This window comes from Haemophilus parainfluenzae (assembly GCF_014931375.1).
Lineage (GTDB): Bacteria > Pseudomonadota > Gammaproteobacteria > Enterobacterales > Pasteurellaceae > Haemophilus_D.
On sequence record NZ_CP063117.1, the window covers coordinates 670,108 to 683,827 of the forward strand.

Consider the following 13,720-nt stretch of genomic DNA (forward strand, 5'->3'; position numbering starts at 1 on the left):
GAGCGTATGCTATTAACAGTTTCGAGTTTCCTCATCGTAACAGCTTTGGTGGCCTATATTTCATGGCTACGGACTAAAAACGATGATTTAACCACCTCGAAAGGTTATTTCTTAGCGGGACGAGGATTAAGCGGTATTGTGATTGGTTGCTCAATGGTTTTAACTTCACTTTCTACTGAGCAATTGATTGGGGTGAATGCCGTTTCTTATCAAAACAACTTTTCTATTATTGCGTGGACAGTGCCAACGGTGATTCCGCTTTGTTTCTTGGCGCTTTATATGTTGCCGAAATATTTGCGTAATGGTTATACCACCATTCCTGAATTTTTTGAAAATCGCTTTGACCGTCAAACGCGTTTGATTATGTCTGGATTATTCTTAGTCTTCTATCTTTTAATCGTTATTCCGACCGCACTTTATACTGGAGCGATTGCCTTTAATAAAATCTTCAATCTAGAAACGATCTTCGGATTAAGCTATGCACAGGCAATTGTCTATACCGTGATTGCTATCGGTGTAGTGGGTGCGATTTATGCGATTTTTGGTGGGTTAAAAGCGGTAGCCGTTTCCGATACTATCAATGCCGTGATCTTAGTGATTGGTGCATTGCTTGTGCCTGTATTTGCATTGCTTTATTTAGGTAATGGCAGTATTTCAGAAGGGTTGAATATCATCACTACCACCCACGTTGAAAAATGGAACGCTATTGGTAGTTCAACCGACTCTACCCCTTGGCCAACAATCTTTACCGGTATTATGGTCGTTCACTTCTTCTATTGGACGACAAACCAAGCTATCGTACAACGTTGTTTAGGGGCGAAGGATTTAGCATCCGGTCAAAAAGGGATTTTAATTGCAGCGCTTTTCCTACTCACATTACCGATTATTCTTAATTTACCGGGTTTATTGAGTTTCCATATTTTAGGTGAAGGCTTAAATCCAATTGATACCTCTTATCCATTATTGGTTAATAAAGTGATGCCGACTGCATTGCAAGGCTTCTTTATTGCGGCACTTTTCGGTGCAATTTTAAGTACCTTTAATTCATTCTTAAACTCTGCAGCGACCATTTATTGTAAAGACTTATTACCATCTATTAGTAAAAAACAACGTACCGATCAAGAGTTGATCGTCTATGCGAAAAAAGTCTCAACCATTATGGCGATTGTGACCATGATTATTGGCCCACTTTTGATGTTCGGTACAGATGGTATTTTCTTAATCACTAAACGCTTTGCCGGTTTTGTGAATATTCCAATCGTGGCGTTATTTGCTGTGGGTTTATTTAATAAAACTGTTTCTGGCTTGGCTGCACGTATTGCTTTACTTGTACACGTAGTACTTTATTTCAGTATTGTTTGGGTGTTCAATGTGAAAATCAATTTCGTGTATGTGATGGGTGGATTATTCGTATTTGATGTTGTTTTCATGTTGATTCTAGGTCTATTCTTAAAACGTGAACCTTATGTGGAAAATACCATCAATAAAGGCGATGTAGACTTAACCAATTGGAAATACATTAAAGTAACATCTGTTTCATTAATTCTTGGTTTAATTGCGCTTTATGCATTCTTATCACCAATTGGTATTGCTTCACCAGATGGCAATCCAATGTTAGTGTTGGAAGTGTATGCGGTATTACAACTCATTGTGTTGATTGTCTTTAGACCAAAAAATGAAAAAACAGAACATCAATTACATCTTTCTAACCAACATTAAGCAGTCGGGCGTACATCACGTACGCCCTTAAAATAGATAAGGATTGTGTATGAACATTATCTATATTTTACTCGACCAAGTGCGTAAAGATATGTTGGGGGCTTATGGTCATCAGATCGTTAAAACCCCGAATATTGACCGTCTAGCTAAAGATGGTGTACGTTTTAATAATGCTTTTACGCCAGCTTCCGTTTGTGGGCCCGCTCGGACTTCGCTCTTTACCGGTTTAATGCCATCTACCCATGGCATCATTCGTAATGGTGAAAAAGGCGGTACAGGTGAAGTGAGCGAAGCCGCCCCCAATATTGGTAAACTAGACGGCTATAACACCTATGTTGTGGGGAAATGGCACGTGGGTACAAAATCCGTACCGGAAGATTATGGCATTAAAGGGCATAACTTTGATGGCTATGGTTATCCGGGCAGTGGTGTGTATAAAAATTTAGTGTTCAACCAACCGCCGACACATTCCAATCGTTATAAAGAATGGTTAGATGAAAAAGGCTATGAAATTCCTGAAGTGAGCCGTGCTTATTTCGGTGATAACCCTCATTTACGTGTACAAGAACTGTGTGGTTTGCTTTCAGGCACAAAAGAACAAACTATCCCGTATTTCATCATTGATGAAGCGAAAAGTTATATTCGTGAATCACTTACTGAAAATAAACCGTTCTTTACATGGATTAATTTCTGGGGACCGCATACGCCTTGTATCGTGCCAGAGCCTTATTATTCCATGTATCGAAAAGAAGATGTGGTGCTAGATGAAAGCTTCTTCAAGCCACTAGAAGGTAAACCAGGACATTATCGTACCATCTCTAAAATGTGGGGCATGTGGGAAGCGAGCGAAGATCATTGGAAAGAAGTGATCACAAAATTCTGGGGTTATATCACCTTGATTGATGATGCAATTGGTGAGCTATTTACCTTCTTAGAAAACAACGGTATTTATGATCGCACTTTTATTGTGGCAACCGCTGATCATGGTGATGCGATGGGCGCTCATCGAATGATTGAGAAAGGGGAATTCATGTTTGATACCACCTACAACATTCCGATGATTATTAAAGACCCGAATTCAAATCGTGTTAATCAACAGGATGATAATCTTGTCTATCTCCATGATTTAACCTCAACAGTTTACGATCTCGCTAATCAGCCTATTCCTCAAGCCTTTGAAGGGGAGAGTATTTTGCCGATCGTTCGTCAACATCAAGATAATCAACGCAAAGGGATATTGGCACAGTTAGCAGGGCATTTCGTCTATTTTGAACAACGCATGTGGCACCGTAAAGACTATAAATTAGTGTTTAATGCTTCGGACATTTGCGAGCTTTATGATGTGAAAAATGATCCAGCTGAAATGCATAATTTGTTCTACAAGCCAGAATATGAGGCGGTCAAAAAAGAGATGCTGGAAGAAATGCGCCAAGAAATGAAACGCTTAAATGATCCATTAGAAAACTGGGTATATCGGATTATAAACGAAGTGTAAAACTAATAAAAAATTGACCGCACTTTTAAGGGATGATTATGGAAAATTGCGCAATCAAGCCTACTGAATTGTTACATTGTCAGTTTACTGAGCTGCATCACTTGCCGAAAGGTTCCTTCTTGTATCAACAAGGTGAGTCAGCACATGAATTTTATTATGTGCAAGCAGGCTTGGTTGGCTTATTTCATACCCTTGAAAATGGCAAGGAAAGCTTAGTGCGATTATATTCCAAGGGTGATTATTTTGGTTTTCGAACTTTGTTTTCGATGGCAGATAAACATTATCATTGCAATGCAAAAGTCTTAATTGATGCGGAGATTACTCGCATCAAACCTAATGTAGTGAGTGAATTTTTCACGCATAATACAGTGATGAGCCAATGTTTATTACAGATTTTGGCAGATGAATTACGCGAAGCAGAGGAACGTTTGGCAAAAAGTGCCTATTTGCGTACTTTAGATCGCGTGATGGATAGTTTGTATTTTCTCAAACAACATTTTCCTGATTATAATTGGACATATCGTGAAATTGCAGAATATGCTGGCTGTGAAACTGAAACCGCGATTCGTATTGCAAAAGAACTCAAACAAAATGGCGTATTAGACCGAATATCTGGTCATAAATAATGTTGTAACAAAGGATGGTTGATGTCTGTTTTTCCACCACAAGCTCATTTTCACTTAATGGCAAAACCAAGCAGTTTTCACTGTAACATTCAGTGTGAATATTGTTTTTATTTGGAAAAATCAGAACAGTTGGGGCAACATGTGCCTTTCATGTCGAAAGACACCTTAAAACATTATGTCAAAAACTATATCCAATCTCATGCCGGTAATGTGGTTGAATTTGCTTGGCAAGGGGGGGAGCCGACTCTCTTAGGCTTAGATTTTTATAAACAAGCCGTTGAATATCAGCAGGAATTTGCTCAAGGCAAACAGATTACAAACGCCTTTCAAACCAATGGCATTGCTCTTAATCAGCAATGGGCCGCATTTTTCAAACAACATCATTTTCTCATTGGGCTTTCTATTGACGGTTTAAGCGCTGTGCATAACCGTTATCGTATTTCGGGTAATGGTAATCCCACCTTTGAAAAAGTCGTAAAAGCGTTAAATCTGCTACAAGAATATGGCGTGGAATTTAACACCTTAACCGTCATTAACGATCAAAACTGGCAAAAAGGAAGAGAAACCTATTTAGCACTCAAACAGCTTGGTTCAACTTATATGCAGTTTATTCCTATCGTTGAACATCACGCCCAAACTCAATCAGTAACCGATTTCTCGGTACCATCAGAAGGCTACGGACAATTTCTTGTGGATGTCTTTCATGAATGGTATGCTCATGATGTGGGAAAAGTTTATGTGTCGCAGTTTGATAATTTACTAGGGCAATGGCTGGGTTATCCTTCCACAACTTGCGTTCATCAACCCACTTGCGGGCAATCTCTTGTCTTGGAAGCCAATGGTGATGTGTATGCTTGCGATCATTTTGTGTACCCCGAATACAAGGTCGGCAATTTAACTCAGCAACCTTTAACGGAGATTGTGCTTTCCAGTAAACAGCAACAATTCGGTTTAGAAAAATCACAAAAATTGACCGCACTTTGTCGGCGTTGCGAGTTTCGTAAACTCTGTTATGGCGGCTGCCCGAAACATCGTTTTATTTCTCTCGAAAATGAACCTAATCCACATAATTATTTATGTGCCTCTTACCGTTATTTCTTTGAGCAAACGGCGCCTTATATACAAGCCATGGCTCGTCAAATTCGGTTACATACATCCGCCGCTTAAGGTAGAATGGTGTCTTTCTATTTACTGTTTGATTGATATGAATCCTTGGATATTACTCGCTATTTCGATTTGCCTTGAAATTGTGGCAACAAATTTATTAAAAGTCAGTGATGGCTTTACCAAACTTTTACCCACCGTTGGCTCATTAACGCTATACGCTATTTCGTTTTATTTTGTCTCCATTGTTTTCCGAACACTTTCCGTGGGCTTGGTTTACGCCATTTGGTCGGGCGTTGGCATTGTTTTGACGGCCATTGTGGCGTATTTCGCTTTTGGTCAGAAAATTGATACCGCCGGGCTGATTGGTATGGCGTTGATTATCTGTGGCGTTTTAGTGATTAACTTGTTTTCTCAAACAGGGCATTAATCCTCCAAATGAAATGTGATCAAACTCACAAATTTTATTTTTCTTCAAAATAAAATTATGTAAGCAATCGATTCACCGCTATAATTCTCCGGCATTTTTAACCGCACTTTGTGCAACTTTAAAGGAAATTCTATGAAAAAATTACTTTGCTCATTATTTGCGCTTTCTGCTGTTAGCACAGCAATGGCACAAGAAGTGAATATTAAATTATTAGGAACCTCCGATGTTCACGGTCGTATCGTACCTTGGAGCTATGGTGCAGATGTAGAGGACAAATCAGGTTCTTATGCACAAATTGCAACTTATGTGAAAGATGTGCGTAAAAATAATAAAAACGTAGTGTTAGTGGAAGTTGGTGATGCGATCCAAGATAACCAAATCGATGTGTTCGCAAAAGATAAAAAATATTACAAAGATCACCCAATTCCAAAAGTATTAAACGAAATGAATTATGATATTTTCGTATTGGGTAACCACGAGTTTAACTTTGGGATGAAAGCATTAGATGAAATCCTAAAAGATATCAAAGCGAAAAAATTAACCGCAAACTTCTATCATAAGAAAAATGACAAACGTTATATCGATGCGACAACCATCATCGAAAAAGATGGCGTGAAGTTAGGGATTATTGGTTTAAGTACCCCAATGTCAGCAAAATTTGAAGAAGACACGGGCAACTTAAAAGACATGAAATTTACTTCTCCGACAGAAGAAGCACGTACACAAGTTGAGAAATTAAAAGCAAAAGGCGTGGATGCGATTATTGCGGTGACCCACATGGGTATCGATAATGAAAACAATATTCCTGATACTGGTATGCGTGATGTCATCAATGCAGTAGATGGTATTGATGTGGTTATTGCAGGCCACATGCACAAAGATGTACCAAGTGAAACCATTAAAAACACACTCATCACTGAACCACACCGTTACGGTACCGTGGTATCTGAAGTGGATTTAACTTTTGATATCAACGATAAAAAAGAAGTGAAATTAGTGAAGAAAGAATCTAAAACGGTTCCAGTTAAAGCACTTGAAGCAGACAAGAAAATTGTGGAAATCTACAAACCTTATCACGAGAAATTACGTGAATTAAACAACGTAGTAATCGGTCAAACAGCGAATGAAATGGTACCTCAAGAGACTAAACACGGTGTATCTGCTGCATTCTCAAAAGATACTGGTTTATCTTCATTTATTAATGATGTTGAACAACATTACAGTGGTGCAGATGTAGTCACTTTCTCTTTCGACCATCAAAAAGCACGTATGGATAAAGGCGATATCAAGAAAAAAGACATCATCTTTAACTATCGTTATGCAGGTGGCGATGTCACCGTTTATGAAATGACCGGTAAACAATTGAAAGAATATATGGAATGGTCTGCAGACTACTTCGATACCATCCAACCAGGTGATACTGAATACCGTTACAATGCAGAGCGTAAAAAATCAAAATATGTGACTTACGACATTTTTGGTGGCGTAAATTACAAAATTGACTTACGTAATCCAAAAGGTAGCAAAATCGTTGATTTAACCCTTGCTGACGGCAAACCGGTGACAGATGATATGAAATTAAAAGTGGGTATGAACTCATATCGTTTCGCTCAATTAAACGGTAAAGGTGGTATTTGGGAAGGCCAACAAATTCCAGTACTTTGGGAATCTAAAGTAGCAATGGGCCGCGAAAAAGGCACTATCCAAAATATGATGCTCGATTACATCACTAACGTGAAAAAAGGTAAAATCGATGGTCAATCTCACAACCGTTGGGAAATCATTGGATTAAACTAATCAGCCCTTTTTAAATACGATAAAAACAAACCGCACTTTGAGGTAATTGAATCAAGTGCGGTTATTTTTTTCTTTGTTTTCAGCTAAAACTTGTAAATAATCAAGGTAAAATTAAGCCTAACGTAGTAAACTACAAGGACTTTTATCCTTTAGGAGATGACAAATGAAACCTTATTTAATCGCCCCTTCTATCCTTTCTGCAGATCTTGCTCGTCTTGGTGATGATGTGCAAAACGTGTTGAATGCTGGTGCGGATGTGATTCATTTTGATGTAATGGATAATCACTATGTGCCGAATTTAACCTTTGGCCCTGCTGTGTGTAAAGCTTTGCGTGATTATGGCATTAAAGCACCCATTGACGTGCATTTAATGGTGAAACCGGTCGATCGTATTATTCCTGATTTTGCCAAAGCGGGTGCGGATTACGTTACGTTTCATCCTGAAGCCAGTGAACATATTGATCGGTCGTTACAGCTCATTCGTGATCACGGCTGTAAAGCGGGTTTAGTGTTTAATCCTGCCACGCCATTAAGTTATTTAGATTATGTATTAGATAAGGTGGATGTGATTTTGTTAATGTCCGTGAATCCAGGATTTGGTGGACAATCTTTTTTACCGTCAACATTGAAAAAATTACAACAGGCACGTCATCTGATTGATGAAAGCGGTTTAGATATCCGTTTAGAAGTTGATGGTGGGGTAAAAGTGGATAATATTGCAGAAATCGCCGCAGCCGGTGCAGATATGTTTGTGGCAGGCTCAGCGATTTTTGGTAAACCAGATTATAAACAAATCATTGATCAAATGCGCGCACAGTTAGCTTCAGTTAAATAGATGGTAGTAAGAATGAAGACTCAATTTAAAGTTATCGGTTTTGATTTAGACGGTACGCTTGTGAATAGCTTGCCAGATTTAGCGTTGTCTGTGAATTCTGCTTTAGCAGACTTTGGATTACCTCAAGCACCAGAAGAGTTAGTGTTAACTTGGATTGGTAATGGGGCACCTGTATTGATTGCACGAGCTTTAGAATGGGCAAAAGAGCAAACAGGTAAAGATTTTTCAGATGCAGAAATGGAGCAAGTGAAAGAGCGTTTTAACGTGTATTACGCGGAGAACCTTTGTAATGTGAGCCGTTTATATCCAAATGTAAAAGAAACATTGGAAACCTTAAAGGCTCGCGGTTATACCTTAGCCGTGGTAACGAACAAACCAACTCGTCACGTTCAGCCTGTATTGGCGGCATTTGGTATCGATCATTTATTCAGTGAAATGCTTGGTGGACAATCATTACCCGCGATTAAGCCACACCCAGGTCCATTGTATTATTTATGCGGTAAATTTGGCGTAGAACCTCGCCAAGTGCTGTTTGTGGGTGACTCTCGAAATGACATTCTCGCTGCACATTCAGCAGGTTGCCCGGTTGTAGGATTAACTTACGGATACAATTACAACATTCCAATTGCTGAATCAGACCCAGATTGGGTATTTGATGACTTTGCGAAGTTATTAGAAATTCTTTAATCTATCTTAAAGCGTAAAGTGCGGTCAAAAATGACCGCACTTTTTCTTAAACCTCCCACCAAATCAACGCCCATTTACGTTGTCCGTGTTTTATTGGGTCGTTATTAGTTTGTTTTTGTTGATAGAATTGAGCCAAATCTTGTTTTTCTTTTTCAGTGAGATTACCAAGAGAAAATTCCACGGAATTTAATAAATCCTCAAAGGTTTCACCTTGGAAATGGCCTGATTCAGTTTCAATAAAACTCACATTCGCGTGAATGCCTTTTTGGTAAAGGCGATTAACTAAATAAATATAAGTTGGAAAGCCCACATCATCACGACCAATGGCTTCAAATACACCTTCATCGAGAAAATGGCGTTGTGTCACTGAGGTTAAAAAGACCCGTTTTTTCGCCTTGCTTTGTAGCTTTTCAATCATGTCATCCAAATCATCGACAAGCGTTGAGCGAGAGGCGAGTATTACATCTGCTTGAGGTACATCATCCCAGTTATCCGACCATGATTTATGTAGAAGCGTAATATTATTCAATTGATGCTTTTCTTTATATTGCTGAACCATATCCAACATGCCTTGGCTGTAATCGAGGGCATACACAGCTTGGCATTGTTGGGCTAAAGGAATTACAAAAGTGCCAGGGCCACAGCCGATGTCTAATACCGTTTCATTGGGTTGCACATTCATGGCTTTAAGTAAGATCTCGTTATAACGGCTTGGTTTGCCCACTAAGTTCTCAGCCATTTTAGGGGCTTTTTTATCCCATTTTGTCGGTGGAAGATTATAGTGATTACAGGCTTTTAGATGTTGTTGATAGAGATCGTTGAAATTGATGTCGTTGATGATCATAGTGACGCCCCAAAGTGCGGTTAGTTTTAGGATTGTTTTAAATTGCTTGATGATTATATGCTTTCTCCCATTTAAAATCATTTGAAAATGATTGACGCAAACGTTTTCGTTTTGGTGTATTTTCCTTTATAATAGCCCGCGATTTTTACCTCAAACACAACTCAAAGGTACCCGTATGTTTCAAACTTTTCGTGGCTCACCCGCCCTTTCTGAATTCCGTATTCAAGGTTTAATGCAAAAATTCCAACAAAATCAATTACCGGTAAAATCGGTTTATGCGGAATATTTGCATTTTGTGGAATTAAATCGACCGCTTGTTAGCGAGCAGGAAGCAAAACTAAAAGCATTGTTACATTACGGACCAACCTTGACAGAACACGATGCAAAAGGCGAAACCTTCATCGTGATTCCACGCGTTGGCACGATTTCTTCTTGGTCTTCTAAAGCGACAGATATTGCGCATAACTGTGGTTTAAGTGAAGTGGAGCGTATTGAGCGTGGTTTGGCATATTATTTTGAGTTAAGCCAACCGCTTGATGAAAAAACAACAGAAAAATTGACCGCACTTTTACACGACCGAATGATGGAAACCGTAGTGCGCAATCCGCAAGATGCCGAGATTTTATTCCGTCATCAAGATCCGAAACCGTTTAAAACCGTGGATATTCTGAAAGGTGGACGCGAAGCGTTGGTCACAGCCAACGTAGAATTAGGTTTGGCACTAGCTGAAGATGAAATTGATTATTTGGTGGAAAACTTTACCCAATTAGGACGCAATCCGCACGATATTGAACTTTACATGTTCGCGCAAGCCAACTCTGAGCACTGTCGTCATAAAATCTTTAATGCGGATTGGATTATCGATGGCAAAAAACAGGATAAATCCCTGTTTAAGATGATTAAAAACACCTTTGAGAAAACCCCTGATTTCGTGCTTTCAGCCTATAAAGATAATGCAGCGGTGATGGAAGGCTCAAAAGTCGGCCGTTTCTTTGCGGATCAAGATGGGCAATATCGCTATCACAATGAAGATGCACATATCTTAATGAAAGTGGAAACCCACAACCACCCAACCGCAATTTCGCCATTCCCTGGTGCCGCAACGGGTTCAGGCGGTGAGATTCGTGATGAAGGCGCAACGGGTCGTGGTGCAAAACCTAAAGCAGGTTTAACCGGTTTCTCCGTATCAAACCTTGTCATTCCAAACTTTGAACAACCTTGGGAAAATCCACTTTCCAAACCAAACCGTATTGCTTCGGCCTTAGATATTATGATTGAGGGCCCATTAGGTGGCGCTGCATTTAACAACGAATTTGGTCGTCCTGCGTTATTGGGTTATTTCCGTACCTATGAAGAGAAAGTCAACAGCTTCAACGGTGAAGAAGTGCGAGGTTATCATAAACCGATTATGTTAGCGGGCGGTATTGGTAATATTCGTGGCGAACACGTTCAAAAAGGTGAAATTCCCGTTGGGGCGAAATTGATCGTATTAGGTGGCCCAGCCATGAACATCGGCTTAGGCGGTGGCGCAGCTTCTTCGATGGACAGTGGTAAATCAAAAGAAGATTTAGATTTTGCCTCTGTTCAACGTGAAAACCCAGAAATGGAACGTCGTTGCCAAGAGGTGATTGACCGCTGCTGGCAATTAGGTGATGAAAACCCAATTCTCTTTATCCACGATGTGGGCGCGGGCGGTTTATCCAACGCGATGCCTGAATTAGTGCACGATGGCGAACGTGGCGGTAAATTTGATTTACGCTCAATTCTTTGCGATGAAAAAGGCATGTCACCATTGGAAATTTGGTGTAACGAATCGCAAGAACGTTATGTATTAGCGGTTGCACCAGAAAAACTCGAATTATTTACCGCACTTTGTGAGCGTGAGCGTGCGCCGTTTGCAGTCATTGGTGAGGCAACGGAAGAGAAACATTTAACCTTGCACGATAGTCATTTCGACAATAACCCAATTGATTTGCCAATGAATGTGTTATTAGGCAAAACGCCGAAAATGACGCGTGAGGTTTCGTCAAAAACTGTCGAAAATCGACCGCTTGCAACAGAAAATATTCAATTAAAAGAAGCCTTCCATCGCGTATTACGCTTACCGGTGGTGGCAGAAAAAACCTTCTTAATCACCATTGGTGACCGTTCGGTAACCGGTATGGTGGCACGCGATCAAATGGTCGGTCCGTGGCAAATTCCGGTGTCTGATGTGGCTGTTACAACCGCGTCATTAGGCAGCTATCACGGTGAAGCCATGGCAATGGGCGAACGTGCACCTGTGGCATTATTAGACTTTGGTGCATCAGCACGTTTAGCGGTGGCTGAATCCATTACTAACATTGCGGGCACCAACATTGGTGATATTAAACGCATCAAACTGTCTGCAAACTGGATGTCTGCGGCAGGTCATGGTGGTGAAGATGCCGGCTTATATGAAGCGGTGAAAGCAGTCGGCGAAGAGCTTTGTCCAGCGTTAGGCATTACCATTCCAGTGGGTAAAGACTCGATGTCGATGAAAACCACTTGGGAAGAAAATGGCGAGAAAAAATCCGTCACCGCACCGCTTTCTTTAGTGATTTCATCTTTTGCACGCGTGGAAGATGTCCGCAAAACCGTGACACCTCAATTACGCACAGACAAAGGCGCAAGCCGTTTATTGTTGATTGATTTAGGTGAAAGAAAAAATCGCTTAGGCGCGACCGTACTTGCGCAAGTGTATAAACAATTAGGTGATAAACCAGCCGATGTGGTAAACGTAGCTAAACTGAAAAACTTCTTCGATGCAATGCAAGCATTGGTGGCAGAGCGTAAATTATTGGCTTACCACGACCGTTCCGACGGTGGTTTAATTACCACCCTTGCAGAAATGGCATTTGCGGGTAACTGCGGTGTAGATGTGGATATCTCTGCATTAGGCGATAATGATTTAGCCGTGTTATTCAATGAAGAATTAGGTGCGGTAATCCAAGTGTCAGAACGTGAATTAAGCGCCGTGCGTGAGGTATTAAAAGCGTATGACTTGCTTGGTTTAACTTATGAACTCGGTTCTGTAAGTTCAGAAGATCGTTTTGAAATCACACGAGGCAGTAAAAAACTATTAAGCGAAAAACGTTCTGAATTACGTGGTATTTGGGCAGAACTCACTCACCAAATGCAACGCTTACGTGATAACCCAGAATGTGCTGACCAAGAATTTGAAGCGAAAAAAGCAACAGACAACAGAGGCTTATCGGCTCACTTAACTTATGATGTGAATGAAGATATTGCCGCACCGTATATCAGCAAAGGCGTAAAACCGAAAGTAGCCGTATTGCGTGAACAAGGTGTAAACAGCCACGTTGAAATGGCGGCCGCTTTTGATCGTGCAGGCTTTGCGGCGATTGATGTTCACATGAGTGATTTAATGGCAGGCCGTTACAACTTAAACGACTTCAACGCGATGGTGGCCTGTGGTGGCTTCTCTTACGGTGACGTATTAGGCGCAGGTGGCGGTTGGGCAAAATCTATTTTATTCAACCCACAATTACGCGATCAATTCAGCCAATTCTTCGCCAATGAAAACACTCTTTCATTAGGCGTATGTAACGGCTGTCAATTTATCTCCACCCTTGCGGAAATCATTCCTGGTGCAGAAAACTGGCCACGTTTCGTACGTAATAAATCAGAACGTTTTGAAGCGCGTGCTGCGATGGTGAAAATCAACGACACCAACTCATTGTGGTTTAAAGGCATGACGGGTTCACATATGCCGATTGCCGTTTCTCATGGTGAAGGTCGTGTAGAATTCAAAACACCTGAGAATTTGACCGCACTTCAAGCGCAAAACTTGATTGTGGCACAATATATCGACAGCCATTTGAATGTAACTGAAACCTATCCAGCCAACCCGAATGGTTCAGCATTAGGGATTACCGCCATTTCTAACGTGGACGGTCGTATTGCCGCGATGATGCCACACCCAGAACGTGTATTCCGTGCCGTGAGCAACTCATGGTATCCAGAAGATTGGTCTGAAGATGGCGCATGGATGAGAATTTTTAGAAATGCGAGAGTGAATTTCAAATAATGTGAAATTGATCACGGAAAATTAATTAAAAATAAGAGATACTAAGAAATTGGTATCTCTTTTTTTATTGCATAAATCTTAGCAATAAAAAATACCAACAATATTACTCGCTAA

General features: G+C 40.4%; 10 protein-coding genes. 9 read left to right on the forward strand and 1 reads right to left on the reverse strand.

Features of this window, described 5'->3' with window-relative positions:
• The first annotated feature begins 6 nt into the window (after nucleotides 1-6).
• The 8 genes from INP95_RS03260 to INP95_RS03295 all read left to right on the forward strand — a co-directional run bounded on the left by INP95_RS03260 (nucleotide 7) and on the right by INP95_RS03295 (nucleotide 8,693).
• Entirely contained in the window at nucleotides 7-1,719 is a 1,713-nt protein-coding gene (locus INP95_RS03260) for a solute:sodium symporter family transporter (protein WP_049373818.1), read from the forward strand.
• Between the two features lie 49 nt (nucleotides 1,720-1,768).
• Complete coding sequence (locus INP95_RS03265) at nucleotides 1,769-3,214, forward strand: sulfatase family protein (RefSeq protein ID WP_049373817.1); 1,446 nt, start codon at nucleotides 1,769-1,771, stop codon at nucleotides 3,212-3,214.
• A 38-nt stretch (nucleotides 3,215-3,252) separates the two neighbouring features.
• Entirely contained in the window at nucleotides 3,253-3,840 is a 588-nt protein-coding gene (locus tag INP95_RS03270; RefSeq protein WP_197560892.1) for a Crp/Fnr family transcriptional regulator, read from the forward strand.
• 21 nt (nucleotides 3,841-3,861) lie between these two features.
• Nucleotides 3,862-5,007, forward strand: a complete 1,146-nt coding sequence (locus INP95_RS03275) for an anaerobic sulfatase maturase (RefSeq protein WP_070775995.1) — start codon at nucleotides 3,862-3,864, stop codon at nucleotides 5,005-5,007.
• Nucleotides 5,008-5,044: 37 nt separating this feature from the next.
• The gene (locus tag INP95_RS03280) at nucleotides 5,045-5,374 is read left to right on the forward strand and encodes a DMT family transporter (protein ID WP_111388048.1); all 330 of its coding nucleotides are present in this window, start codon (nucleotides 5,045-5,047) and stop codon (nucleotides 5,372-5,374) included.
• Nucleotides 5,375-5,506: 132 nt separating this feature from the next.
• Nucleotides 5,507-7,171, forward strand: a complete 1,665-nt coding sequence (locus tag INP95_RS03285; protein WP_197560893.1) for a bifunctional metallophosphatase/5'-nucleotidase — start codon at nucleotides 5,507-5,509, stop codon at nucleotides 7,169-7,171.
• 163 nt (nucleotides 7,172-7,334) lie between these two features.
• Complete coding sequence (gene rpe / locus INP95_RS03290; RefSeq protein ID WP_197560894.1) at nucleotides 7,335-8,006, forward strand: ribulose-phosphate 3-epimerase; 672 nt, start codon at nucleotides 7,335-7,337, stop codon at nucleotides 8,004-8,006.
• Nucleotides 8,007-8,018: 12 nt separating this feature from the next.
• A complete protein-coding gene (locus INP95_RS03295) occupies nucleotides 8,019-8,693 on the forward strand; it encodes a phosphoglycolate phosphatase (protein WP_197560895.1) in 675 nt (224 codons plus the stop codon).
• Between the two features lie 46 nt (nucleotides 8,694-8,739).
• On the opposite strand, the gene INP95_RS03300 is transcribed toward INP95_RS03295, so the two are convergent.
• Nucleotides 8,740-9,537 (reverse strand): SAM-dependent methyltransferase, encoded by a 798-nt coding sequence (locus INP95_RS03300; RefSeq protein ID WP_197556196.1) that lies wholly within the window; start codon nucleotides 9,535-9,537, stop codon nucleotides 8,740-8,742.
• 175 nt (nucleotides 9,538-9,712) lie between these two features.
• Here INP95_RS03300 and purL point away from each other — a divergent pair, with 175 nt between their 5' ends.
• Complete coding sequence (gene purL, locus INP95_RS03305) at nucleotides 9,713-13,606, forward strand: phosphoribosylformylglycinamidine synthase (RefSeq protein ID WP_197560896.1); 3,894 nt, start codon at nucleotides 9,713-9,715, stop codon at nucleotides 13,604-13,606.
• The last annotated feature ends 114 nt before the right edge of the window (nucleotides 13,607-13,720 follow it).

Bases quoted from the DNA above. Each gene is read 5' to 3' on its own strand.
- INP95_RS03260 (WP_049373818.1), top strand. From the start codon at position 7: ATGCTATTAACAGTTTCGAGTTTCCTCATCGTAACAGCTTTGGTGGCC.
- INP95_RS03265 (WP_049373817.1), top strand. From the start codon at position 1,769: ATGAACATTATCTATATTTTACTCGACCAAGTGCGTAAAGATATGTTG.
- INP95_RS03270 (WP_197560892.1), top strand. From the start codon at position 3,253: ATGGAAAATTGCGCAATCAAGCCTACTGAATTGTTACATTGTCAGTTT.
- INP95_RS03275 (WP_070775995.1), top strand. From the start codon at position 3,862: ATGTCTGTTTTTCCACCACAAGCTCATTTTCACTTAATGGCAAAACCA.
- INP95_RS03280 (WP_111388048.1), top strand. From the start codon at position 5,045: ATGAATCCTTGGATATTACTCGCTATTTCGATTTGCCTTGAAATTGTG.
- INP95_RS03285 (WP_197560893.1), top strand. From the start codon at position 5,507: ATGAAAAAATTACTTTGCTCATTATTTGCGCTTTCTGCTGTTAGCACA.
- rpe (WP_197560894.1), top strand. From the start codon at position 7,335: ATGAAACCTTATTTAATCGCCCCTTCTATCCTTTCTGCAGATCTTGCT.
- INP95_RS03295 (WP_197560895.1), top strand. From the start codon at position 8,019: ATGAAGACTCAATTTAAAGTTATCGGTTTTGATTTAGACGGTACGCTT.
- INP95_RS03300 (WP_197556196.1), bottom strand. From the start codon at position 9,537: ATGATCATCAACGACATCAATTTCAACGATCTCTATCAACAACATCTA.
- purL (WP_197560896.1), top strand. From the start codon at position 9,713: ATGTTTCAAACTTTTCGTGGCTCACCCGCCCTTTCTGAATTCCGTATT.